At 67.5% G+C, this 23,831-nt stretch carries 22 protein-coding genes; 12 read left to right on the plus strand and 10 right to left on the minus strand.

What is annotated here, in order from left to right; all coding sequences use genetic code 11:
• The first annotated feature begins 8 nt into the window (after nt 1–8).
• Nucleotides 9–878: a pirin family protein gene (locus BLQ28_RS07005; protein WP_093237974.1), complete on the plus strand. Its 870-nt coding sequence runs from the start codon at nt 9–11 to the stop codon at nt 876–878.
• Between the two features lie 125 nt (nt 879–1,003).
• Entirely contained in the window at nt 1,004–1,513 is a 510-nt protein-coding gene (locus BLQ28_RS07010; RefSeq protein ID WP_256327206.1) for a hypothetical protein, read from the plus strand.
• 32 nt (nt 1,514–1,545) lie between these two features.
• On the opposite strand, the gene ureG is transcribed toward BLQ28_RS07010, so the two are convergent.
• The 3 genes from ureG to ureE all read right to left on the minus strand — a co-directional run bounded on the left by ureG (nt 1,546) and on the right by ureE (nt 3,877).
• Complete coding sequence (gene ureG / locus BLQ28_RS07015; RefSeq protein ID WP_093237977.1) at nt 1,546–2,196, minus strand: urease accessory protein UreG; 651 nt, start codon at nt 2,194–2,196, stop codon at nt 1,546–1,548.
• 16 nt (nt 2,197–2,212) lie between these two features.
• Nucleotides 2,213–2,902: an urease accessory protein UreF gene (locus BLQ28_RS07020; RefSeq protein ID WP_093237978.1), complete on the minus strand. Its 690-nt coding sequence runs from the start codon at nt 2,900–2,902 to the stop codon at nt 2,213–2,215.
• Between the two features lie 351 nt (nt 2,903–3,253).
• Nucleotides 3,254–3,877, minus strand: a complete 624-nt coding sequence (gene ureE / locus BLQ28_RS07025; protein WP_093237980.1) for an urease accessory protein UreE — start codon at nt 3,875–3,877, stop codon at nt 3,254–3,256.
• A gap of 186 nt (nt 3,878–4,063) precedes the next feature.
• Here ureE and BLQ28_RS07030 point away from each other — a divergent pair, with 186 nt between their 5' ends.
• A complete protein-coding gene (locus BLQ28_RS07030; protein ID WP_093237981.1) occupies nt 4,064–5,002 on the plus strand; it encodes an AraC-like ligand-binding domain-containing protein in 939 nt (312 codons plus the stop codon).
• A 169-nt stretch (nt 5,003–5,171) separates the two neighbouring features.
• A complete protein-coding gene (locus BLQ28_RS07035) occupies nt 5,172–6,572 on the plus strand; it encodes an amidase (RefSeq protein ID WP_093237983.1) in 1,401 nt (466 codons plus the stop codon).
• 28 nt (nt 6,573–6,600) lie between these two features.
• Here BLQ28_RS07035 and ureC read toward each other — a convergent pair whose 3' ends face one another.
• The 4 genes from ureC to BLQ28_RS07055 are packed head-to-tail and all read right to left on the minus strand — an operon-like array spanning nt 6,601 to nt 9,570.
• Complete coding sequence (gene ureC, locus BLQ28_RS07040; RefSeq protein ID WP_093237984.1) at nt 6,601–8,319, minus strand: urease subunit alpha; 1,719 nt, start codon at nt 8,317–8,319, stop codon at nt 6,601–6,603.
• Between the two features lie 3 nt (nt 8,320–8,322).
• Nucleotides 8,323–8,628 carry an urease subunit beta gene (locus BLQ28_RS07045; RefSeq protein ID WP_055802788.1) on the minus strand — a complete coding sequence of 102 codons (306 nt, stop codon included), beginning with the start codon at nt 8,626–8,628 and terminating at the stop codon, nt 8,323–8,325.
• Nucleotides 8,629–8,635: 7 nt separating this feature from the next.
• Nucleotides 8,636–9,238: a HupE/UreJ family protein gene (locus BLQ28_RS07050; protein WP_093237985.1), complete on the minus strand. Its 603-nt coding sequence runs from the start codon at nt 9,236–9,238 to the stop codon at nt 8,636–8,638.
• A gap of 29 nt (nt 9,239–9,267) precedes the next feature.
• The gene (locus tag BLQ28_RS07055) at nt 9,268–9,570 is read right to left on the minus strand and encodes an urease subunit gamma (RefSeq protein ID WP_056512745.1); all 303 of its coding nucleotides are present in this window, start codon (nt 9,568–9,570) and stop codon (nt 9,268–9,270) included.
• A gap of 242 nt (nt 9,571–9,812) precedes the next feature.
• Here BLQ28_RS07055 and BLQ28_RS07060 point away from each other — a divergent pair, with 242 nt between their 5' ends.
• From BLQ28_RS07060 to BLQ28_RS07085, 5 genes are all read left to right on the plus strand, one after another.
• The gene (locus tag BLQ28_RS07060) at nt 9,813–11,024 is read left to right on the plus strand and encodes a DUF6402 family protein (RefSeq protein WP_093237986.1); all 1,212 of its coding nucleotides are present in this window, start codon (nt 9,813–9,815) and stop codon (nt 11,022–11,024) included.
• A 668-nt stretch (nt 11,025–11,692) separates the two neighbouring features.
• Nucleotides 11,693–11,908 (plus strand): hypothetical protein, encoded by a 216-nt coding sequence (locus BLQ28_RS32545; protein WP_143012444.1) that lies wholly within the window; start codon nt 11,693–11,695, stop codon nt 11,906–11,908.
• A gap of 41 nt (nt 11,909–11,949) precedes the next feature.
• Nucleotides 11,950–15,612 carry a hybrid sensor histidine kinase/response regulator gene (locus BLQ28_RS07075; protein WP_093237989.1) on the plus strand — a complete coding sequence of 1,221 codons (3,663 nt, stop codon included), beginning with the start codon at nt 11,950–11,952 and terminating at the stop codon, nt 15,610–15,612.
• Nucleotides 15,613–15,632: 20 nt separating this feature from the next.
• Entirely contained in the window at nt 15,633–16,637 is a 1,005-nt protein-coding gene (locus tag BLQ28_RS07080) for a response regulator transcription factor (protein ID WP_093237991.1), read from the plus strand.
• A 141-nt stretch (nt 16,638–16,778) separates the two neighbouring features.
• Nucleotides 16,779–17,435, plus strand: coding sequence for a hypothetical protein (locus BLQ28_RS07085; protein WP_093237992.1), 657 nt, complete (start codon nt 16,779–16,781; stop codon nt 17,433–17,435).
• A 24-nt stretch (nt 17,436–17,459) separates the two neighbouring features.
• Here BLQ28_RS07085 and BLQ28_RS07090 read toward each other — a convergent pair whose 3' ends face one another.
• A complete protein-coding gene (locus tag BLQ28_RS07090; protein WP_093237993.1) occupies nt 17,460–18,380 on the minus strand; it encodes a LysR substrate-binding domain-containing protein in 921 nt (306 codons plus the stop codon).
• Nucleotides 18,381–18,476: 96 nt separating this feature from the next.
• Between BLQ28_RS07090 and BLQ28_RS07095 the strand changes: the two genes are divergently transcribed.
• Nucleotides 18,477–19,706, plus strand: coding sequence for a pyridoxal-phosphate dependent enzyme (locus BLQ28_RS07095; RefSeq protein ID WP_093237995.1), 1,230 nt, complete (start codon nt 18,477–18,479; stop codon nt 19,704–19,706).
• Between the two features lie 195 nt (nt 19,707–19,901).
• Nucleotides 19,902–20,885 carry a Bug family tripartite tricarboxylate transporter substrate binding protein gene (locus tag BLQ28_RS07100; RefSeq protein ID WP_093237996.1) on the plus strand — a complete coding sequence of 328 codons (984 nt, stop codon included), beginning with the start codon at nt 19,902–19,904 and terminating at the stop codon, nt 20,883–20,885.
• Nucleotides 20,886–20,912: 27 nt separating this feature from the next.
• Here the strand turns inward: BLQ28_RS07100 and BLQ28_RS07105 are convergent, their stop codons facing one another.
• Nucleotides 20,913–21,539 (minus strand): helix-turn-helix transcriptional regulator, encoded by a 627-nt coding sequence (locus BLQ28_RS07105; RefSeq protein ID WP_093237998.1) that lies wholly within the window; start codon nt 21,537–21,539, stop codon nt 20,913–20,915.
• Between the two features lie 90 nt (nt 21,540–21,629).
• On the opposite strand from BLQ28_RS07105, the gene BLQ28_RS07110 reads away from it, so the two are divergent.
• Nucleotides 21,630–22,778 (plus strand): threonine synthase, encoded by a 1,149-nt coding sequence (locus BLQ28_RS07110; protein ID WP_093237999.1) that lies wholly within the window; start codon nt 21,630–21,632, stop codon nt 22,776–22,778.
• Between the two features lie 12 nt (nt 22,779–22,790).
• Here BLQ28_RS07110 and BLQ28_RS07115 read toward each other — a convergent pair whose 3' ends face one another.
• The gene (locus BLQ28_RS07115) at nt 22,791–23,777 is read right to left on the minus strand and encodes an ornithine cyclodeaminase family protein (protein WP_093238001.1); all 987 of its coding nucleotides are present in this window, start codon (nt 23,775–23,777) and stop codon (nt 22,791–22,793) included.
• Between the last annotated feature and the right edge of the window lie 54 nt (nt 23,778–23,831).

The raw sequence follows: 23,831 nt of genomic DNA on the forward strand, positions 1-23,831 counted from the left end.
AGCACCCCATGAAGAAGATCCTCGGCACCTACAGCGCACCGCGCCCGCATTGGGTGGGCGATGGGTTTCCCGTGCGCTCGCTGTTCAGCTACGACACGCTGGGCCGCCACACCAGCCCGTTTTTGCTGCTCGACTACGCGGGGCCGGCGAAGTTCGAGCCGACCGTGCGGCCGCGCGGCGTGGGTCAGCACCCGCACCGTGGCTTCGAGACAGTGACCATCGTCTACAAGGGCGAGGTGTCGCACCGCGACTCGACCGGGCAGGGCGGCACCATCGGCCCCGGCGACGTGCAATGGATGACCGCGGGCGCGGGCATCCTGCATGAGGAGTTCCATTCCGACGCCTTCACCCGCGACGGTGGCGAGCTGGAGATGGTGCAGCTCTGGGTCAACCTGCCCGCCAAGGACAAGATGGCCGCACCGGGCTACCAGGGCATCACCGATGCGCAGATTCCATCGGTGGAACTGGGCGACGGCGCAGGCCGCGTGCGCGTGATCGCGGGCGACTACCTCGGCCACAAGGGGCCGGCCCACACCTTCACGCCCATCGACGTGTGGGACGTGCGCCTGAACCAGGGCGCAAGCGTGACGCTGCCCGTGCCCGAAGGCCGCGTGGCCGCCATCGTCGTGCTGCGCGGCACGGTGATGGTGAACGGCGACGAAGTGGCGCGCGATGCGCAGATGGTGCTGCTCGACCGCGCTGGCGATGCGCTGACGCTGGAGGCGAATAACGACGCCGTGGTGTTGTTGCTGAGCGGCGAGCCGATCGACGAGCCCATCGTCGGGCACGGGCCGTTCGTGATGAACACGCGCGACGAGATCGTGCAGGCCATGAAGGACTTCGGCAGCGGCCGCTTCGGACAGATGCAGGCGCACTGAGCGCGCCGGGTGCTCTGAACGCTCTGGTGGGGCGGCACAAGGCGGTGGCGGCACCGTGGAACTCCGCGTCATACTCGCGGTCCCACGGTGCCGCTGCCTTTCTCCCGATGCCTCACGTGCGATTCATGGCCTTCCTGACCCTTCCGCGGGCGCTTGCCGCCAGTGTTGCCGTTCTTGCCGCCGGTGCATTGCATGCGCAGGCCCTGCCACCGGGCGTGCGCCTGGGCATGACGGCCGATGAGTTGCGGGCCGTGCTGCCCGCGGCGGAACATGTGCAGCGGCCGCAGCGCCTGTCCGGTGGCCTGCTCGGCAGTTGGCGCGCGGCGCCGGTCACGATGGCCGGGTTGGTGTTCGAGCCGACCTTCTTCTTTGCGGCTTCCGAGCTGCGGCGCGTGGAGTACGTGGCGACCGCGCAGGCGTTGCCCGACAGCGGCGCCGCAGCCTTCGCGGCGCTCGTGCAATGGGGGCGCGGCGTGTTCGGCAACGAACTGGCGTCACGCGACCCGGGCAGCGCCTATGCGGCCTGGGTGAGCAACGACACCGATGTTTATGTGCAGCAGGTCAGCGACCCGCGTCATGCGAGCGTGCGGCTGGTCTACAAGGCGCGGCAGCTGCGGGACGGCAGCGAGCTCTGAGCGCCTGCTCCTGCGCCTGCTGAAGCCAGGCTTCAGCCCGCGGTGAGCATGCCCCGCTGCTCGATGAACGCCACCACCTCGGCCACGCCCGTGTGCGTCTTGAGGTTGGTCATCACGTAGGGGCGCTGGCGCCGCATGCGCTGCGTATCCTGTTCCATCACGTCGAGGTTGGCGCCCACGTAGGGTGCGAGGTCGGTCTTGTTGATGACGAACAGGTCGCTCTTGGTGATGCCGGGGCCGCCCTTGCGCGGGATCTTCTCGCCGGCGGCCACGTCGATCACGTAGATCGTGAGGTCCGACAGCTCGGGGCTGAAGGTGGCCGCGAGGTTGTCGCCGCCCGACTCGACGAACACGACGTCGGCATCGGGAAAGTCTTCGAGCATGCGGTCGATGGCCTCGAGGTTGATCGAGGCGTCTTCGCGGATCGCGGTGTGCGGGCAGCCGCCGGTTTCCACGCCCATGATGCGTTCGGCGGGCAATGCGCCGGCCACGGTCAGCAGGCGCTGGTCTTCCTTGGTGTATATGTCGTTGGTGATCGCGACCAGGTCGTACTTGTCGCGCATCGCCTTGCAGAGCATTTCGAGCAGTGTGGTCTTGCCCGAGCCGACGGGGCCGCCGATGCCCACGCGAAGGGGAGGAAGCCTCTTGGTACGGCGGGGGATGTGGTGCAGTGCGGAGGTCATGGAGGAAGTGTCCGGTTCAGCTTCGGAAGAGGCGGGAATATTGTGTTTCATGGCGGGCCGACAACACGGCCAGCAGGGGCGCGAAGGCCTGGCGTTCGTCGTCGCCGAGGTTCATGGCACGCGCCACGGCGGCAGGAATGTCGTGCGCCAGTTGGCCGAGGATGCGCTGGCCCGCGCTCTGACCGAGCGGCACGGCTTTGACGGCGGCGGCGATCATGTTCTCGGCCCAGCCGAAGGCAAAGGCCAGGCAGCCATCGTGCACCGTCGCGCCGGTGCGGCTGACGGCGAAGGCGAAGGCCACGGGGTAGGTCGCGGGCAGGTTCGCGAAGACCTCGGCCGTGTCGGCATGGTGCAGCTTGAGCCACTCGACGAAGGAGCGGCCCATCTGTTCGGTCTGCAGGAAGAACTCGGCCGATTCACGTGTGACCATCACCCATTCGTTGAGTTCGCGGACGCGCGCCATGTCGTTGGCGCGCCAGGCGGCGATGGCCTGCGCCACCAGTGCGAGGTCGCCGCGCGCGAAGCTCAGGTGCAACTGGTCGGTCAGCCATTCGGTGGCCTTGGCTTCTGAATCGATGCCGGCCCATTCAACAGCCGCCTCGACGCCTTCTGAATAAGAAAAGCCGCCGACGGGCAGGGCGGGGGAGGCGAGCCAGATCAGTTGAAGCAGGCTGCTGGCGCTCTGTGCGTTGGCTGGGTCGGCCATGTCAGCTCTTTGCCATGCGTTGTGTGGCGGGGTGCTTTTGTTCGGGGCGTGTGCACAGGACACCGGGTACTCCCCTCCGCGAATGTCCCCCGGCTTCGCCTCCTCCTTTATTTCGCTGCGGGGAGCACCCGGTGCCCTGCGCACGATGGGCGCAGCCGTGGTGCTGGCCGATCAACAACTGCACTGCCCAACGATCACGCTGGCGGGGTGCCTTGCGCAGCGAAATAAAGGAGGAGGCCGCAGGCCGGGGGACATTCGCGGAGCAAGGTACCCCGTCGGCGTGGTCGAGCCCTGAACGACCCCATCCAAACACAACGCGGCGAACCGAAAGGCAAGGCCTCATCTCAATGCTCAGTGAGAGTGCCCGTGGTGATCGTGGTCGTGACCATGCGAATGCTCATGCGCGTCGAGCAGTTCCGGTGCAAGCACGAGCGGTTTCGGTCCCTTGCTGCTGGCATGCGCATGGCCATGGTCATGCGCGTGGTCATGGCTGTGACCGCCACCACCATGCGAATGCTCATGCGATCCATAGGCACCGCCTTCGGGCTCGAAGGCCTCCTCGACCGCCACGACGATCAGGTGCATCGAGCGCAGCATGTCGGCCAGCACATGGTCGGGTTCGATCTTCAGGTGGTCGGGCTTCAGCTCGATGGGCAAATGCCGGTTGCCCAGGTGATAGGCCGCGCGCGTCAGGTCGAAGGGCGTGCCGTGGGCCGTGCAATGCGTGATGCGAAGCACCGGTTGCGGTGCCGCGATGATGCGGATCAGCGAGCCGTCTTCGGCCACCAGCACGTCGCCGCCACGCACTGCCGTGCCACGCGGCAGGAAGATGCCGATCTGCCGGCCCTGCGAGTCGGTGGCGTCGAAGCGGCTTTTCTGGCGGACGTCCCAGTCGAGTTCGATCGTGGCGGCGCGCTTGAGCAGAACGGGCGCAAGGCCGCGGCCCTGGGGCATGAGTTTGTTGGCGGTGAGCATGGCGGGTTGCAACTCCAGATGAGTGCGCGCAATATAACTTTTGCTGATACGGGCCGCGCGGCGCAGTCGAGGGGCAACGTGGGAATGGACGATAGGCGCGATGCGCCAAAGCTTCTTTCTCCGTAGCAAGTACCGGGCCCCGCCAAGGGCTTGCCTCCACGCCCCATCCGCCCCACCATCTGCGCCATGAACAGCCTGGCCTACCTGACGACCGACGTCGCCACCGCGCTGCGTTTCGACTACTGGCACGACGTCGTGTGCCGCCACTGCATTCCCGCGGCCAGCCGCGCGATGACGCCCGGACCGTTCGAAGGGCGGCTCGACGTGTGCGATGTGGGCGCGGTCAGCGTCAACCGCATGTCGGCGCCGCTGCACTATTGGTCGCGCGACGCGCACCACCTGCGCCGGCATCCGCTGGACGACTTGTGGCTGGCGTTCGTCCAGGAGGGTGAAGGCGCCTTCGAGCAAGGCGGGCGGCAGGGGCGGCTGCGCAGTGGCGACATGCTGCTCTACGACGCCGGCCGGCCGTTCGAATGCACGATGGACGCGCGCTCGGTCTACCTGGCGCGCATGCCGCGCCGGCTGCTGTTGCGGCGCTTCGCGAAGGCCGAGGACTTCACCGCGCGCGCCATTGCCGCGGACCGTCCCGGCGCGACGCCGCTGCATGCGATGCTGCGGGAAACAGCGAACCCGGCGTTTGCGTACCCACGCGCCGCTGCGGCCGAGCGCTTCGGCGGCGCGCTCATCGACCTGCTGGCCGTGACGCTCGAACTCCAGCAGGACGCTATCGACAATGCCGGCGCCGAGCTTGGCCTGCATGCGCGCATGAAGGCCTACATCGAGCGCAACCTGGACGACCCGGCGCTCTCGCTCGAAGGTTTGGCGCAGGCGCACCGTGTCTCGGCTCACACCGTGACCCGGGCGTTTGCGCGACAAGGTGAGACGGCCATGGGCGCGGTCTGGCAGGCGCGCCTAGTGGCCAGCCGCGATGCGCTGGCGGGTGGGCGCGCGCGCAGCGTGACCGACGTCGCGTTCCAGCACGGGTTTTCCGATCTGTCGCATTTCAGCCGGGTCTTCCGCAAGACTTATGGCTGCGCACCGCACACGCTCCTGAAAGCGCGCTGACCGGTGGGGGCTGTCCGCCCCAGCACAAGTGCATGTCCGGGAGAGACCAGCGTGGACCGACCTGCGTGGATAAGGTTCGCCCGGGGTGGCGGCTTCTTTCCGCCACCGTGATTCGGCCTTTTTTTCTCAACCCAACGCATGCGGGTGCATTGCGCCCCGGGAGTCAGTCATGGCGGACAAGGAATTGCATCATCTCGAACTGCTGGACGTCGGCCGGCAGATTCAGTCGCGCGAGCGATCGTCGGAGGAAGTCACGCGCGCGATGCTCGCGCGCATCGAGGCCGTCGACGGCCGGCTGCACAGCTACGCGACGCGCATGGACGCGCAGGCGCTCGACGATGCGCGCCGCGCCGACACCGAGATCGCGGCCGGCCGCGCGCGCGGTCCGCTGCACGGCGTGCCGCTGGCCGTGAAAGACCTGCTTTGGACCGAAGGCGTGCCGAGCGCGCACGGCATGACGATCCATCAGTCCTTCCGCCCGACGGAGGACGCGACCGTAGTTCGCCGTCTGCGCGAGGCCGGCGCGGTAATCCTTGGCAAGCTGCAGCAGACCGAAGGCGCCTTTGCCGATCACCATCCGCAGATCGCGTCGCCGGTCAACCCGTGGGATGCCACGCTCTGGCCCGGCGTGTCATCCAGTGGCTCGGGCGTGGCCACCGCGGCGGGCCTGTGCTTCGGCGCGCTGGGCACCGACACCGGCGGGTCGATCCGCTTTCCATCGGCAGCCAATGGCATCACCGGCCTCAAGCCAACGTGGGGGCGGGTGAGCCGGCACGGTGCCTTCGAGCTGGCGGCCTCGCTCGACCACATCGGCCCGATGACGCGCAGCGCGGCTGACGCGGGCGCGGTGCTGGCAGCCATCGCCGGCGCCGATCCGCGCGACCCGACGGCCAGCACGCAGCCGGTGCCCGACTACCTCGCGACGATGACGCGCGGCCTGGCCGGCCTGCGCGTCGGCATCGACCCCGGCTGGACGCTGGACCGTGTGGACGCACCGACGCGCGCCACGCTGGCGGCTGCGATCCGCACGGTCGAATCGCTGGGCGCCTCGGTGCGCGAGGTGGTGTTTCCCGACACGACGCAGGCGGTGCTCGACTGGTCGCCGCTGTGCGCTGTCGAGACGGCTGTGGCCCACGAGGCCACGTACCCGGCGCGGCGTGCCGAGTACGGCCCGGGCTTGTCGGGGCTGATCGATCTCGGCCTGTCGCAAAGCGCCACCGACTATCAGAAGCTGCTGCTGCGCCGCGCCGATTTCAGCGGTCGCGTGCGCGCGTTTTTCGAGCAGGTCGACCTGCTGCTGATTCCGGCCATTCCCTTCGCGGCGCCGACACTCGAGCGCGCCGGCCAGCTCGGCGTAGACCCGGAGCTGCTGGCCGGCATGCTGCGCTACACCTGCCCGTTCGATCTCACGGGCAGTCCCACGCTCACCTTGCCGGGCGGCGCCACCGAGGCCGGCGTGCCGGTGGCCTTCCAGTTCGTGGCCCCGCACTTCGGCGAAGACCTGCTGGTGCGCGCGGGCTGGGCGTTCCAGCGGGCGACCGACTGGCATCGCCGGCATCCCGCGGTGTGAATCGCTGCTGTGGCCGGCGCAGCTTTCTTCAGAACAGGAAGTAGCGCTGCGCCATCGGCAGCAGCTTCGCCGGCTCGCAGGTCAGCAAATGTCCGTCGGCGCGCACCGCATAGGTCTGCGCATCGATCTCCATCTTCGGCGTGTAGCCGTTGTGGATCAGGTCCTTCTTGCGCACGTTGCGGATGTTCTTTACCGCGCTGAGGTGCTTGGCTAAACCGTAGCGCTCCTTGATGCCCGATGCCAGCCCGGCCTGCGAGACGAAGGTCAGCGAACTTCTGGCGAGCGAGCCGCCGTAGGCACCGAACATCGGGCGGAAGTGCACCGGCTGCGGCGTCGGGATCGACGCGTTCGGGTCGCCCATCGCAGCCATTGCGATGGTGCCGCCCTTGAGGATGGTGAAGGGCTTCACGCCGAAGAAGGCCGGCTTCCAGATCACGATGTCGGCCCACTTGCCGACTTCGAGCGAGCCCACTTCATGCGCGATGCCGTGCGCAATGGCGGGGTTGATCGTGTACTTGGCGACGAAGCGCTTGGCGCGGAAGTTGTCGTTGCGCTCGCTGTCTTCCGGCAGCTTGCCGCGCTGCAGCTTCATCTTGTGCGCGGTCTGCCAGGTGCGGATGATGACCTCGCCCACGCGGCCCATGGCCTGGCTGTCGGAGCTGAACATGCTGATCGCGCCCAGGTCGTGCAGCACGTCTTCGGCGGCGATGGTTTCCTTGCGGATGCGCGACTCGGCAAAGGCCAGGTCTTCGGCGATGCCGGCGTCCAGGTGGTGGCACACCATGAGCATGTCGACGTGCTCGTCGAGCGTGTTCACGGTGTAGGGCATCGTGGGGTTGGTGGAAGAGGGCAGGAAGTTCGCCTCGCCCACCACGCGCAGGATGTCGGGCGCATGCCCGCCGCCCGCGCCTTCGGTGTGGAAGGCGCAGATCGAGCGGCCGCCCACGGCCGCGATGGTGTTTTCGACAAAGCCCGATTCGTTGAGCGTGTCGCTGTGAATGGCCACCTGCGTGTCGGTGGCGTCCGCCACGTCCAGGCAGTTGCTGATGGCCGCGGGCGTGGTGCCCCAGTCTTCGTGCAGCTTCAGGCCGATGACGCCGGCATCGATCTGCTCGTGCAGCGCGTGCGGCAGGCTCGCGTTGCCCTTGCCGAGAAAGCCCAGGTTCATCGGAAACGCATCGGCCGCCTGCAGCATGCGCTCGATGTGCCAGGGGCCGGGCGTCGACGTGGTTGCGAAGGTGCCGGTGGCAGGGCCGGTGCCGCCGCCGAGCATGGTCGTGACGCCGGACGACAACGCCTCTTCGATCTGCTGCGGGCAGATGAAGTGGATGTGGCTGTCGATGCCGCCTGCGGTGACGATGTTGCCTTCGCAACTGATGATCTCGGTGCCGGGGCCGATGACGATGTCCACGCCCGGTTGCACGTCGGGGTTGCCGGCCTTGCCGATGGCGGCGATGCGGCCGTCCTTCAGGCCGATGTCGGCCTTGACGATGCCCCAGTGGTCGAGGATGAGCGCGTTGGTCAGTACCGTGTCGACGGCGCCTTGCGCACGCGTTTGCTGCGACTGCGCCATGCCGTCGCGGATGGTCTTGCCGCCGCCGAACTTCACTTCTTCGCCGTAGCCGCCGGCACGCAGCGTGTAGTCGGCTTCCACTTCGATCAGCAGTTCGGTGTCCGCAAGACGGATGCGGTCGCCCACCGTGGGGCCGAAGATTTCTGCGTAGGCGCGTCGCCCGATGGTGGCCATGCTTTAGAGCTTTCCTTGAACGAGGCCGCGAAAGCCATAGACGATGCGATCGCCTGAAAAATCGACCAGCTCGACCGTGCGCTGCTGGCCCGGCTCGAAGCGCACGGCGGCGCCCGATGCGATGTTCAGTCGCATGCCGCGCGCGGCCTCGCGGTCGAAGCCGAGGGCACCGTTGGTCTCGGCGAAGTGATAGTGCGAGCCGACCTGGATCGGCCGGTCGGCGGTGTTCTGCACCACCAGCGTGAGGGTGCGGCGGCCGGGGTTGAGCGTGTGCTCGCCGTCGTCGGTGAAGAGTTCGCCGGGCGTCATGGCCGCCTCAGATGGCCTGTGCCAGCAGCGTTGCGCCCAGGCCGACCACGGCGGCGCCGGCAATGCGCGGCAGCCAGGCGTTGGCATGGCGCAGTGCCCAGCCGACGGCGATGCCCGCGGCGTGCAGCAGCACGGTGGCGCAGACCATGCCGGCCAGCGTGAGGCCGGCACCTTCCTCGCTCGCGAGTTCGTGGCCGTGCGCCACGCCGTGGAACACCGCGAACACGCCGACGATCGCCATTGCGACGACGGCCGGCAGATGAATGCGCGTGGCCACCAGCAGGCCCAGCACCAGCAACGAGGCCGCAATCATCGGCTCGACGGCTGGCAGCTGCACGCCGGCCAGGCCCATCAGCGCGCCCGCGAGCAGCATGCCTGCAAAGGCCAGCGGTGCCCACAGAAGATCGGGCCACGCGCGGCGCGCGGCCAGCGCGCTCCAGAGACCGACCGCGACCATGGCCGCGAGGTGATCGGCACCGGTCAGTGGATGCAGGAAGCCGGTGGTGAAGCCGTGGTGCAGGCCGCCATCGACGCCGGTGTGGGCGCTGGCCGCGAGCGGCAGCAGCATGGCGAGCAGGGCAAGGGTCTTGGAAGCAGCGGTGTGGCGCATGGGAGGTCTCTGTTGTTTGTTCTGGCGTGTCAGACGATGGGCTGGTGGACGGTGACCAGCTTGGTTCCGTCGGGGAAGGTGGCTTCGATCTGGATGTCCGGAATCATCTCGGCGATGCCGTCCATCACGTCGGCGCGGGTCAGCACCGAGCGCCCGTCGCTCATGAGTTCGGCGACGCTCTTGCCATCGCGGGCGCCTTCCATCACGGCGGCGGAAATCAGGGCGATGGCTTCGGGGTAGTTGAGCTTCAGGCCGCGCGCCTTGCGGCGTTCCGCCAGCAGCGCCGCGGTGAAGATCAGCAGCTTGTCTTTTTCGCGCGGGGTCAGTTCCATGGGATCGGCATCGGGTGGCGGAGGGAGGCGGACATTATGGGCAAGCCAGGTGCTTTGCAACAGTCGTGCCGTGTTCGCCAAAAGTCGTACGGATTGCACGGAAGCGGAGTTTCAGCGCCGCGCGAAGGGGATGGATGCGGGAATACGGGGGTACGGTGGCTGAGCGCGGATTGCGCACCGAGTGTTCTGGCGTATCGGAGGTGGCCGGTGCCAGGGTTCGAGTCACAGGGGGAGGGCCAAAAATGCAGTCGCAAGCAGGCGAGAAGATCGACTTTCACAAGTCGAACAATTTCATGCGCTCCTGGTCGCCGCAGGTCGGCGAGATCTGCCGCGAGGAGGCCGCGCTGTCCATGAGCCGGGCGCCTCCGGTGATGCGGGACACACCTGTCGTTGTGCCCGCGGCGCGTAAATCGGTCGAGGTGCCTTCGAGGAAGAAGGCCAAGGACGACCCCTACGTCGGCACGGTGCTCGGAGCGATCAAGGCGGTTGAAGCGGTATCCGGTGCCGTGGATGGCTTTCAGCAGTGGCTGAAGTCGCCGCCGCCTCCACCACTTCCGCCGAAAGAAAAGCAGAAGCCGGTTCAAACCATGCCGCCGTTCGATATTCAGGATATCCCTGGTGCGATGCGCAAGATCGGGGCGCCGTTTGGGGCGGACTTGATGGACAAATGGTTTGCCGGCCAGTTGAACTACCCGCCGACGTCGGATGACGAGCGCAAGGGCATCAACCAGAACGGCGTGCCCTACCCGCCGAGCATGATCGACGTCACCTCCGTCAAGATTGAATGGGTTCTGAGGTTTGCAAGGGCCAAGAGCGGAGTGGAGAAGTTGATATCCCAACTGGAGAAAGCAGCGGCTCGAAGAGAGGCTGCCAAGGCACTGCGTCCGTACCGCAACCGGCAGGACATCCAGCCCTGGCTGGAATGCCAGGGCGACATCGTTCGCCTTCACAAGGAATTCCAGTTTCAACATGCGCCTGTCGAAGGCACGCTCCATCAGAAGCTGATGCAATTCGTCACGCGGTCCCTCTACAACGAAGGTGTTCCGGATGATCTGACCTGCGCCTTGGGCTCCTTCAATCTTTATGCGGCGATTTCGCGTGCTTATTTCGACCACAAGAACAAGTCGGCCATCGTGACTCACGTCTCCGTCTACGTGAAAGACAACTTCACATTCACGGACAAAAAGAACGAGGCGTCGCAGTACCTCGGGCACTGGAGCCGTAGCCACGTAGCCATTGTTCCGGCTCATCAAGTCGCGGCGATGGCGAACATCGGGTGGCTCGACTATCCAGTGGTGCAAGGCAATGTGTATGCCAAGGATGCTGTGCTGTATCCAGTGAAAAACACGGACTTTCGTGCGTGGCAGCACAAGCACAACCGGGGCGGTGACTTCATCATCTACACCGACGCAATCACCCTGAAACTCGCCACGCCGATCAAGGTGGCTTTGTGATGTCCGACTCTCGGTCGGTGCTCCGACGAGGCGCGCGTTTGCTGTGCTGGACGCTTTGCCTCGCGACGGCTCTTCTAGGGGCAAAGTACTGTCTTGACGCGTGGGGTCGTGCCCACGCCGGTGAGCACCCATACAGGTGGCAAATAGATACCGCGACCGTTCAAGGGGTGTCTTACACAGCGAAAAGCGCCTTCGTCAGAGGCGACACGCTTGTGCTACGGCTCTACCGCACGGGTGACCCAACGCTGCTGGCGGAGCGCATGTTCACAGAGCACGGCGTGGAGCTTCACTGGACGGAAGATGGGTGGTTGATCTATGACACATCCGACACTTCTTATGAAGAAGGCTCGATTCGGCTTCCGCCTACCCGCCTGGATAACTTTCTCGCCAGGCTGCCCTGAATTCCAGTTGCATAGGAACGGCTCCTTCATTTAAGGCGACACGATCACCATGAAGCTCGATACACCGATCAGGGTGGCGCCGTGATGTCCGACCTCCGTTCGATGCTTCGGCGAGGCGCCCGCTCCCTTCGATGGATGCTTTGCATCGTGATCGTCTTTTTCGGTATCAAGTATTGCTTCGAGGCGAGGGGCCGTATCGGAGCCGACAAGAAACCCGACCGATGGTGGACCAGTGTTTCGGATTTTCCAAACGAGGAATACACGGCCATGTCCACCTTCACCAGCCGCGACACGATTCTGCTGAGGCTCTACCGCACGGGTGACTCGACGCTGCTCGCGGAGCGCACCTATCGTGAACACGGCGTCGACATTTTCTGGACAGAACACGAATTGATCTACGACACCGCTGACGACTCGTACCTGGGCGGCGGCATCCAGCTCCCACCCACCCGCCTCGACAACTTTCTCGCCATGCTGCCCTGAGCCTGCCGCCGCCGGGAGCGGCCCCGCAGATGGCACGAAAGATGCACCGAAACGGTGTGAATCCCGCTGACACCTCCGCCACCCCCGACGACGCCCCCCAGCGCATCGTCAAGGTGCGCCGCGACTACAACAGCTGGGTCGCGAGCGAAACGCTCGAAGACTACGCCCTGCGCTACACGCCGCAGCGCTTTCGCAAATGGTCCGAATGGCGGGTGGCCAACACGGCTTTCGGGGCGGCTTCGTTCCTCGTGCTGGAGGCGGTGGGCGCCACGCTGCTGGTGCAGTACGGCTTTGCGAACGCCTTCTGGGCGATCCTGGCGACGGGGCTCATCATCTTCCTGGCGGGGTTGCCGATCAGCGTGTACGCGGCGCGCTACGGCGTCGACATGGACCTGCTCACGCGCGGCGCCGGCTTCGGCTACATCGGCTCGACGCTCACCTCGCTGATCTACGCGAGCTTCACTTTCATCTTCTTCGCGCTCGAAGCCGCGGTGATGGCCTATGCGCTGGAACTGGCGCTGGGCATTCCGCCGGTCTGGGGCTATCTGGTGTGCGCGCTGGTGGTGATTCCACTGGTCACGCACGGGGTGTCGGTCATCAGCCGTCTGCAGCTGTGGACGCAGCCGCTGTGGTTGCTGATGCTGGTGGTGCCTTTCATCTATGTGTTGGTGCGCGATCCTGGTGCATTTGCGGGCATCGCGCACTACAACGGGGTTAAGCCGGGCACGAAGGGGTTCGATCTGCACCTGTTTGGCGCTGCCCTGACGGTCGGCATCGCGCTGATCACCCAGATGGGCGAGCAGGCCGACTACCTGCGCTTCATGCCCGCGCGCACGGCCGCCACGGCACGCCGCTGGTGGGCCGGCGTGCTGGCCGGCGGGCCGGGGTGGGTGGTGCTGGGCGTGTTCAAGATGCTGGGCGGCGCGCTGCTGGCGTACCTGGCGATCTCGCACATGGTGCCGGCCGAGCGGGCGGTCGACCCGAACCAGATGTACCTGGCGGCCTACGAGTACGTGTTCCCGAACTACGGCTGGGCGGTGGCGGCCACCGCGCTGTTCGTGGTGATCTCGCAGCTGAAGATCAACGTGACGAATGCCTACGCGGGCTCGCTGGCCTGGAGCAATTTCTTCTCGCGCGTGGCGCACAGCCATCCGGGGCGCGTGGTGTGGGTGGTGTTCAACGCGCTGATCGCCTTCATGCTGATGGAGATGAACGTGTTCGAGGCGCTGGGCGACGTGCTCGGCCTGTTCGCCAACATCGCCATCGCCTGGATGATGGCCGTGGTGGCCGACCTGGTCATCAACAAGCCGCTGGGGCTGTCGCCGCCGGGCATCGAGTTCAAGCGCGCGCACCTGTGGGACATCAACCCGGTGGGCGTGGGCGCGATGGCGCTGGCCTCGGTGCTGTCGATCACCGCGCACCTGGGGGTGTTCGGGCCGCTGGCGCAGTCTTTCTCGGCGCTGATCGCGCTCGGCACGGCGCTGGTGGCGTCGCCGCTGCTGGCGTGGGCGACCGGTGGCAAGTACTACCTGGCGCGCACCTCGTCGGGGCCGGGCGGTGCCGTGCTGTTCGCGCCGGCCGCCGGCTCGCGCGCGGTACGGTGGGCGCGGGTCGAGCGCGATGAGGGCGTCGGCAGTGACGACAGGGACAGCGAAGAAGGCAGCTACCGGCGCCTCAAGGTGCAGCACTGCGTGATCTGCGAGCGCGAGTACGAAGGGCCCGACATGGCGCATTGCCCGGCCTACCAGGGCGCGATCTGCTCGCTGTGCTGCACGCTCGATGCGCGTTGCGGCGACCTGTGCAAGCCGCACGCGAGCCTGTCGGCGCAGTGGTCGGCCGCGCTGCGCTGGCTGCTGCCGCGCCGCAGCTGGCGCTACCTCGACACCGGGCTTGGACACTTCCTGCTGCTGATGCTGGTCATCGTGCCGCTGCTGGCCGTGGTGTTCGGCGTGCTCTACCAGCAGGAGCTGCGCGCGCTGGCCGAAAGCGCACTGACACTCGCGTCGCCGGCGGGCGCTTCCGAAGCCTGGACGAACGTGCAGCAGTCGTCGCTGCGCTCGGGTTTCATGAAGGCCTACATGGCGCTGCTGGTCATCGCGGGCATCGTGGCGTGGTGGCTGGTGCTGGCGCACCAGAGCCGCAAGGTGGCGCAGGAAGAATCGAACCGGCAGACCCACCTGCTGGTGCGCGAGATCGAGCTGCACCGCGAAACCGACCGTGCGCTGCAGGCGGCCAAGCAGACCGCCGACGAAGCCCGCGAGATCGCGGAACACGCCAAGCTCGCGGCGGAGCAGGCCAAGCAGGCCGCCGACCAGGCCAACCAGGCCAAGAGCCGCTACATCAGCGCCATCAGCCACGAGCTGCGCACGCCGCTCAACAGCATCCTGGGCTATGCGCAGCTGATGGGCGAAGACCATTCCGTGCCGCCGCATCGCCAGCAGGCGGTGGCCGTCATCAAGCGCGGCGGCGAGCATCTGCTGTCGCTCATCGAAGGCACGCTGGCCATTGCGCACATCGAGGCCGGCAAGCTCACGCTGCATGCGCGGCCGATGCGCTTTGCCGACACGCTGCGCGAGCTGGCCGACATGTTCGAGCTGCAGGCGGCCGAAAAAGGCCTGGAGTTCCGCTTCGAGGCCGCGGGGCCGTTGCCCGAGGTGGTGCGCGCCGACGAAAAGCGCGTGTGCCAGATCCTCATCAACCTGCTGGGCAACGCGATCAAGTTCACGGCGGCGGGGCAGGTCACGCTGCGGCTGGCCTATGCGCGCGAGTTCGCCTCGGTGGAGATCGAAGACACCGGCCCCGGCATGCCGGCGGAAGACATCGAGCGCATCTTCGAGCCCTTCGCGCGCGGCAATGCGGCGGGGGCGGCCGGCGCGTCGGCGGCGCCGGGCGCGGGGCTCGGGCTCACCATCGCCAAGATGCTGACCGACCTGATGGGCGGCGAGATGAAGGTGCGCAGCACGCCGGGCGTGGGCTCGCTCTTCTGCGTGCGCCTGTTCCTGCCGCGCGTACATGACATCGCCGTCGCCGCCAACCGGCCTGCGCCGGTGCAGCGCGCGCGGCGCGGCTACGAAGGCGTGCGCCGACGCCTGCTGGTGGTCGACAACGAAGAGGCCGATCGCGACCTGCTCGGCCATGTGCTCGCGCCGCTGGGCTTCGAGCTGCGCAGCGCGGCCAGCGGACACGATGCACTCGACCTCATCGCTGCCGGCTACCGGCCCGACGCGATGTTCGTCGACCTCGCGATGCCGGGCATCGACGGCTGGGAAACCATCCGCCGCGCACGCAAGCTGGGGCTGGGCGATGCCGCGGTGGCCATCGTCTCGGCCAATGCCTTCGACAAGGGGCTCGACAACGACGTGGGCATCGTGCCCGAAGACTTCTTCGTCAAGCCGGTGCGCCACACCGAACTGCTCGACTGGCTCGAACGCCGGCTGGGCCTTCAGTGGACCGATGCAGTCGCCAAGCCCGTGCCCGTCGCGGCGGCGCCGCGCGCCATGCAGGCGCCGTCGCTGCCCCGGCTGCGCGCGCTCGAAGAGGCGGTGGGCCTCGGCTACTTCCGCGGCATCATGAACCAGCTCGACGACATCGATGCCGCGCAGCCCGAGTGCGTGGCATGGACCGAAGCCCAGCGCGTGCTGGCCCGCCAGTTCCAGTTCGAAGCCATGAGCCGTGCGCTCGCCGAAGCCGTGAGCGCGCCATGAACCCCACGACACCCCCGACCATGGAAACATCGCCGCTTGCCCGAACGTTGCGCGAGCAGGGCGCCAACAGCGACCTTGTGCTGATCGTCGACGACGTGCCCGACAACCTCGCGGTGCTGCACGACGCGCTCGACGAGTCGGGCTACACCGTGCTCATTGCCACCAGCGGCGAGCAGGCGCTGCAGCGCGCCGCGCAGGCACGCCCCGACATCGTGCTGCTCGACGCGATGATGCCGGGCATCGATGGCTTCGAGGTCGCGCGACGGCTCAAGGCCGATGCCGCGACGGCGCACATTCCCATCGTGTTCATGACCGGCCTGACCGAGACCGAGCACCTCGTGGCCGCGCTGGAGGCAGGCGGCGTCGACTACGTCACCAAGCCCATCAAGCCGAAGGAAGTGCTGGCGCGCATGAACGTGCACCTGCAGGGCGCGCGCCGCGCACGGCAAGACGCGCAGCAGGCCGGCCAGGCGCGCAACGCGCTCGATGCCTTCGGCTACGCGAGCATCACCGTGCGGCTGCCCGAGGGGCGGCTGATCTGGCAGACGGCGCTGGCGCGCGACCTGCTGCAGCGCTACTGCGAAACGCGTGCCCCCGAAACGCCGCCGGCGGTGCTCGACTGGTTGCGCAGCCACACGCCCGATGCGCGGCAGCGCGGCATCGAGCCGCCTGCACTGTCGATCGCGCAGGGCGCCAGCAGCCTCACCTTGCGGCTGCACCAGCAGACCAGCAGCGACGACGACGGCGACGAGTGGATGATCATCATGCGCGAGGTGTCCGACACCGGCGTGATCGAGGCCATGAGCCTGAGCCTGAAGCTCACGGCGCGCGAGGCCGAGGTGCTGTACTGGGTGGTCAAGGGCAAGACCAACAAGGACATCGGCGAGATCCTGGGCAGCAGCCCGGCCACCGCCAAGAAGCACCTGGAGCGGGTGTACGTGAAGCTGGGCGTCGAGACGCGCACGGCCGCGGCGGGCGTGGCCATCAAGCGCATCCGCGAGCTGCAGCCCCAGTTCGAGATCTGAGCCCGCTTCTCTCGCTTTTCAGTGCCGGCGCGGCGTCACGGCGCCGACTTTCCGCGTCCCTAGAATGGTTCGAGGGCCTTTGGGACGCACGAGATGAAGAGCAGGCACAGAACAACAACCCGACCGCCATGCCTCGGCTGGATGCTCGCCGCTTCCTGTTCGCTCGCCAGCCTGGGTGCGCAGGCGGCCGGGCATTTCGACGTCGACGATGCCGGCACGCTCGACCCCGGCCAGTGCCAGTACGAAACCTGGTGGGGCCGCACCGGCACCGAGCCGGTCACGGGTTTTCACATCGGGCCGGCCTGCCGGGTCGGGCCGGTCGAGCTGGGCCTGAACTTCGACCGCCTCTCGGTCGAGGGTGTTCACACGGTCACCGGCGGCCCGCAGATCAAGTGGAATTTCCTGGGGCAGGCGGCGGACGCGCCCTTCAGCGCGGCCGTGTCGATGAGCACCGTGTCCGACCTGCGGCGCGGCGGCCGCATGGGCGGGCAGTTCGTCGTGCCGCTGACATGGCGCCCGACCAGCAGCCTGCAGGTGCATGCCAACCTCGGGGCCGACTGGGCGCTGGGCACCGGCGTGCGCACGCCGCGTGGCGGCGTTGCTGTCGAATGGGCATGGAACGACACCGTGTCGCTGATCGCGGAACGCAGCAAGGCGGCGGGCGTGTGGACTTCGCGCATCGGCGGCCGCTTCAGCATCACGCCGCTGATCAGCGTGGACATCAGCGCATCGCACAGCGGGCCACGGGGCGTGCGGGGCTTCGTGATCGGCCTGAATCACGAATTCACGTGGAAGTGAAAACAGCGAAGGGCGGCGGGGCCTTCAGCGCAGGTAGCGCTGTATCCGCTTCTCGTCCTCGGCCAGCTGCTGCCGCATGAGCGAGATGAAGTCGCGCGCCGTGGCCGACAGCACCTTGCCCGCCGGCAGGGCCAGCAGGCAGGTGAAAGACACGTCGATCGAGAAGCGGCGCACCACGAGCCCACGCTCGGCGTAGTCGAGTGCGGTGATCGGGTTGACCAGGCCCACGCCGAGCCCGCGCAGCGCCATCTCGCACACGCTGGCCGCGTAGGGCGTCTGCACCAGCACGCGCAACGCCACGCCATACGGGGCGAGCGCAGCCTCCAGCCGCTGGTGCGAAGGGTCTTCGGGGTTGAGCGAAAGAAAGGGTGCCTCTGCCAACTGTTCCGGCTTGATGGTCTTGAAGCGCGCCAGCGCATGGCCCTCGGGCATGACGACCACGCCCGGAAAGCGCGAGAAGGTCGAGTGGTCGATGCCTTCGAGCGACAGCTCGTCGGCCATCAGCCCGAAGTCTGAAATGCCCATGGCCACGCGGTCGCGCACGTCCTTCGAGCTGAGCACCTGCAGCGACACCTGCGGCCAGGGGCTCGCGCCGCGGTGTGCCTTCAGCCTTGCCAGTGCGCGCGGCATGAAGCCCAGGCCGTAGGCCGGAAAGCAGCTCAGCTCCAGCTGGCTGACGCCGAAGTCGCGCAGGCTGCGCACGCGGTGCTCGATGGCGTCCATGCCGATGAACACGCGCTCCACCTCGATCCACAGCGCGCGCGCCTCGGGCGTGGGCACCAGCCGCCCGCCGGTGCGCTGGAACAGCAGCATGCCGGCCTGCGCTTCGAGGCGCTTGAGCGACTGGCTGATGGCGGGTTGCGTCACATGCAACAACGCCGCGGCCTTGCGAGTGGAACTGCCGCGCATGAGCGCGCGGAAAGTCTCGATTTCTGTGAACCGCATCGATAAGCTTATTTATCGGTTGAGTATCTGGGGCTGCGTAATTTTATTTCCGAATGCATAAGATTTAGGCAACAACTTTCAACGCATGACCTTGTGATGACATCGCCAGTCCTGGACTTCAAGTTCACCGCGCCGCCCGCGGATTCTTTGGCTCATTCTTCTTCTGGCAATCACATGGCCATCGTCCGCGACCGAACGCCGAAGCCCCCGCGCAATCCGCATCTGCGCGGCCTGCAGTGCCTTCGATGCGATGCGCTCTATCCGATCACGCTGACGCACGACGGCTGCCCTGCCTGCAAGCGCGCGGGCTTTCACGTTGCGCTGCGCGCCAGCTATCTGCCCGATGCCCCCGATGCGATGCCGATGCCCTACGGGCCCGGCTTCACGCTCGGGGAGGGCCACACACCGCTGCAGGACATGCCCGCGCTGGCGCAGCGCTTCGGCGTGGCCCGCCTGGGCCTGAAGGACGAATCGTGCAACCCCACCGGCTCCCACAAGGACCGCATGACCGCTGTGGGCGTGGCGCAGGCGCTGGACTTCGATGCCCACACGCTGGTGCTCGCGTCTTCGGGCAATGCGGCGGTGTCGGCGGCGCACTATGCGTGGGCCGCCGGCCTGGGCTGCGAAGTGGCCACCTATGAAGGCATGCCCGCCACCTATGCGCGGCAGCTCGATGCGCTCGGCGCGCGGCGCTATGTCTTCGCCGACAACGCGGGGCGCTGGGCCTTCGTGCGCGAGCGCTCGCAGTACCCCGGCTATTTCGCGCTGACCAACTACCGCCTGCCCGCGCTGGGCAGTGCGCCATTGGCGATCGAGGGCTACAAGCCCATCGCGCTCGAATGCCTGAACGACGGCGGGCTGCCGGACCACATCGTGATCCCGACCGCGCGCGGCGATCTTGCCTGGGGCATCTACGCGGGCTTTCGCGACCTGCTGGCCGCGGGGCGCATCGCGCGCCTGCCCAGGCTCTGGCTGGTGGAGCCCTTCGCGCGCCTGTCGCGCGTGCTGGCGGGTGGTGCGCTCAATGGCAGCTACCCGGGCCACACGGCGCAGTTCTCGACGGCAGGTGCCACCGTGACGTACCTGCAGTGGCAGGCCGCCACCGCCACGGGCGGCGGTGCGGTGGTCGTGGGCGACGACGAAGCCCGCGCGGCCCGGCAGGTGCTTGCCGGTGCCGGCGTCAGTGCCGAACTGTGCGCGGCGGCCGGCCTGGCCGCGCTGCAGCAGCTGCGCGACAGCAGCGCCATCGCGGCCGATGCGAACGTGGTGCTGATGCTGACCGCCAATGCGTCGAGCGATCCGAGCTGGCCCGACCGGCCCGTGTAGGGTCTGTTCACACTACGCAATGGGCCCCTTTGCGAAGCAACCCGAAGGGAAGCTCGCCACAGCCCGCCCCTCGGCGTTGCGTTCCTTGTGCGTGCGGACGCACGCACGGCGTCACGCGCCTTGATGGGCGGGCTGTGGCGAGCTTCGCGACCCATTGCGTAGTGTGAACAGACCCTAAACCTCCAGGAATCTTCCATGCCGACGATGCATCGCCGGGCCTTTCTGGCCGCCGGCTCTACAGCCCTGCTCACTGCAACCGGAACCGCATGGGCGGCCTACCCCGACCGGCCCATCAAGCTCGTCGTGCCCTGGGCCGCGGGCGGCAGCACCGACGCGATTGCGCGGGCGATGGCACAACGCATGAGCCAGACCATCGGCAGCCCGGTGATCGTGGACAACCGGCCCGGCGCCGCCGGCATGATCGGCACCGACGCCGCCGCCAAGGCCGCGCCCGATGGCTACACCATCGCCATCGTCGAACTGCCGCACGCGATTGCGCCGGCCGTGACCGCCAAGCTGCCCTACGACTTGCTGCGCGACTTCACGCCGGTGACCATGATCGGCACTTCGCCGCTGGTGTTCTTCGCGGGCATGGACGACGACAGCAAGGACTTCAAGACCTTCATCAAGACCGCCGCCACGAAGTCGGCGCCGCCCGCCATCGCCCACAGCGGCGCGGGCACCGTGAGCCATCTTGCGGCCGAGCTGGTGGCGAGCCGCACGAAGATCCGCTTCAACATGGTCTCGTACCGGGGCTCGGCACCGGCGCTCACCGACGTGGCGGCGGGCACGGTGGCGGGCCACTTCGCCACGCTGGCCAGCGGCTCGAGCCTGCTGGGCGCCAACCGCATCCGGCCGCTGCTGGTGACGAGCACGCAGCGCGTGACGAACATTCCCGGCCTGCAGAACGTGCCCGCGCTCGCGGAGAACGGGCTCAAGGGCCTGGAGATCGACCAGTGGTGGGCCATGGTGGCGCCTGCCACCACGCCGCTCGATGTGATCGAGAAGCTGCGCCGCGAGGCCATCGCCGCACTGGACCATCCGCAGGTGAAGGAGCGCCTGTCGGTGCTGGGCGTGCAGATGAAGGGCTCGACGCCGGGCGAGCTGCGCGCCTTCCTGCGTTCCGAGGCCGAGCGCTGGCAGAAGGCCGCGCACGAGATCGGGCTGCAGCCCCAGTAGCCGCCGCCTCGCAAGAGGCGCGGACGTCTACTTGGCGTCGCTGTAGACCGTGGCGCGCGACACGCCCATGTGCGCCGCGGCAATCTCGGCGCCGCGCCGCACTTCCAGCAGGCCGGCCTTCTTCAGTTCCTGCACCAGCTGCTTGCGGTCGACGGGTTTGAGCGAGCGCGGCGTGGTCGCGCGCGCGGCCGCGAATTCGTCGATGCGCGCATGGATGCGGTCCGAGGGGTTGCCGCCCGCATCGAGGTGCTCGTGCACTTCCTTGTCGTCGATGCGCGTGAACTGCGAGATGGCGCCCTGGAAGCTCTGGAACAGCGTCAGGTCGACGTTGAGGCACAGCGCGGCCACGTACTCGCCGTTCTCGTCCTTGATGCCGATGGAGGTGCTCTTGACCTTGCGTCCATCAGGAAAGGTGTTGGCGTAATTCGCGATCACCGCCGGGAACTCGGGGTCGCGGATGCGCGCCAGCCCGAGCTCGGTCACCGACTGGCCCACCTCGCGTCCGCTCAGGCTGTTCTCGATCGCGTAGATCGCGTTCTTCGGATTGCTCAGGTCGTGCACCACGACTTCGCAGAACGGCGCGAAGGTTTCGCCCAGGCCTTCGGCCACGTGGCCGAGCATTTCCAGCAGCTGCTTGTTCGACTTCTTTTTCATGCCCGGAATGTATCCAGCTCTGGACGAAGCATCCAATTTGTACAAAAAGTACAATATCGGACGTATTATCCAAATTACATGGAGCCGCGAATGACCCTGAAAGAACGCGCACGCTATGTCGACCCGCTCACCGGCCGGCATCACGAACTCTCCGAACGCCGCTGGCGCTCGGACGACGGCAACCCGATGATGGTGACGCCGCTGCCCGGCATCACGCGCGATGACATCGACACACGCGAGCGCTCGGTGTGGCGCTACCGGGCGGCGCTGCCGGTGGTGATCGAGCGGCCGTCGAGCCTCGGCGAGGGCTGCACGCCGCTGGTGCAGAAGCGCTGGGGCGAGCTGTCGCCTTACTTCAAGCTCGAATGGTTCAACCCGACCTGCAGCTTCAAGGACCGCGGCGCGGCCGTGATGATGTCGTTCCTGCGCCAGATCGGCGTCGATGCGGTGCTGGAAGACAGCTCGGGCAACGGCGGTGCCGCCATCGCAGCGGCGGGCGCGGCGGCCGGCATGCGGGTCAAGGTGCTGGCGCCCAGCTACACGCCGGCGCCCAAGGTGGCGCAGATTCGCGCGTTCGGCGCCGAGGTGCAACTGGTGCCGGGGCCGCGCGAGGAGTCGGAATACGAGGCGGTGCGCCAGTCGGAATCGATCTTCTACGCCAGCCACAACTGGCATCCGTTCTTCCTGCAGGGCACGAAGACACTGGCGTACGAACTGTGGGAAGACCTGGGCTTCGTCGCGCCCGACAACGTGGTCATTCCGGCGGGCGCGGGCAGCAATGTGCTGGGCTGCCACATCGGCTTCAAGGAGCTACTGGCGGCGGGGCAGATCACGAAGCTGCCGCGCCTCTTCGTGGCGCAGCCTCTGAACTGCTCGCCGATCGATGCCAGCTTCATCGCGGGCGTCGACACGCTGGTGGAGCGGGCCGTGAAGCCGACGATCGCCGAAGGCACGGCCATCAAGCGGCCCGTGCGCCTGCGTGAAATTCTCCAGGCGCTGCGCGAGACGAACGGCCGGACGGTGGCGCTGACCGAAGAGCAGATCGCAGCCGCCGTGCGCCGGCTGGCGGCCACCGGCCTCTATGCCGAGCCGACCTCCGCCACCGCGGCGGCGGCCATCGAGGTGCTGGCGCAGCGCGGCGATATCCGGTCGAGCGAAACCACGGTGGCGCTGCTGACAGGCACCGGGCTGAAGTCGACGCAGTTCATGACCGAGCTGTTCGGCGGCACGCCCGCCTGAACGGCTCTGGCCCTACCAGGGCCACGCGATGCGGGTGCCCGTGCCGGTGGCGGCGGCGCGCTCGTGCAGCAGGCGCGCGACGGTCAGGTCCTGCAGTGCGAGGCCGGTCATGTCGAACACGGTGATGTCGGCAGGGGCACGCTCGAAGGGCGTCTTGCCGGTCAGCAGGTCGCCCAGTTCGATGGATGGCGTGTCGGGCGCCCATTGGGTCTCGCCGATCTGCTGTGCCTGGGTGCGGTCATCGACGACGAGGCGAACGCGCGGCAGCAGGCCTTCAGGCAGCTCGCGCTTGCCCCGGGTGTCGGCGCCGACGCAGTTCAGGTGCGTGCTGGGTTGCACGGCCTGCAGGTCGAACAGTGCGCCGCCGCCCGGGGTGGCGGTGATCACGATGTCGCTTTGCGCGACGGCCGCGTTGCGGTCGCTGGCGGGCGCGATGTGGCAGCGCTGCGCGAAGTGGGCCTCGAAGGCGGCGTTGCGCTGGCCGCTCGTGCCGACATAAAGAACCTCGCGCAGCGATGGAAGCAGGCGCAGCGCGAAGTCGAGCTGGATGCGCGCCTGCACGCCGGTGCCGAAGATGCACAGCCGCGTGCTGTCCGGCCGCGCGAGCCGCTGAAGGCCCAGCCCGCCCGCTGCGCCGGTGCGCACGGTGGTGACCGTGTTGCCGTCGATCACGCACAGCGGCCGGCCGGTGGCGGGGTCGATCAGCAGGATCGTCGCCTGGTGCGGCTCGCCGCCGCGCTGCCGGTTGGCGGGCCAGAAGCCGGCCGCCTTGAAGCCGAGCAGCCCCTGCGCCTGCACGTCGCCCGACTTGATGCCGAACACGCCGCCGGTGGACAGCGGCTCTCGCACCACCGGGAAGACGCGGCCCTCGCGCTCGCTGTGCAGCACGAAAGCCTCGCGCACGGCCTGCAGCACGTCGTTGGGGGAAAGGAGGGTGTCGACCTGGTGCTTGTCGAGCAGCAGGAGTTGGGCGTCGGCGGGTGCCGTGAGGGATGTCATCTGGAAATATTATCCATCTTCAGACGAATCATCAATTTTTGGCGACCGATGCCG

Source organism: Variovorax sp. EL159, assembly GCF_900100965.1.
GTDB lineage: Bacteria > Pseudomonadota > Gammaproteobacteria > Burkholderiales > Burkholderiaceae_C > Variovorax.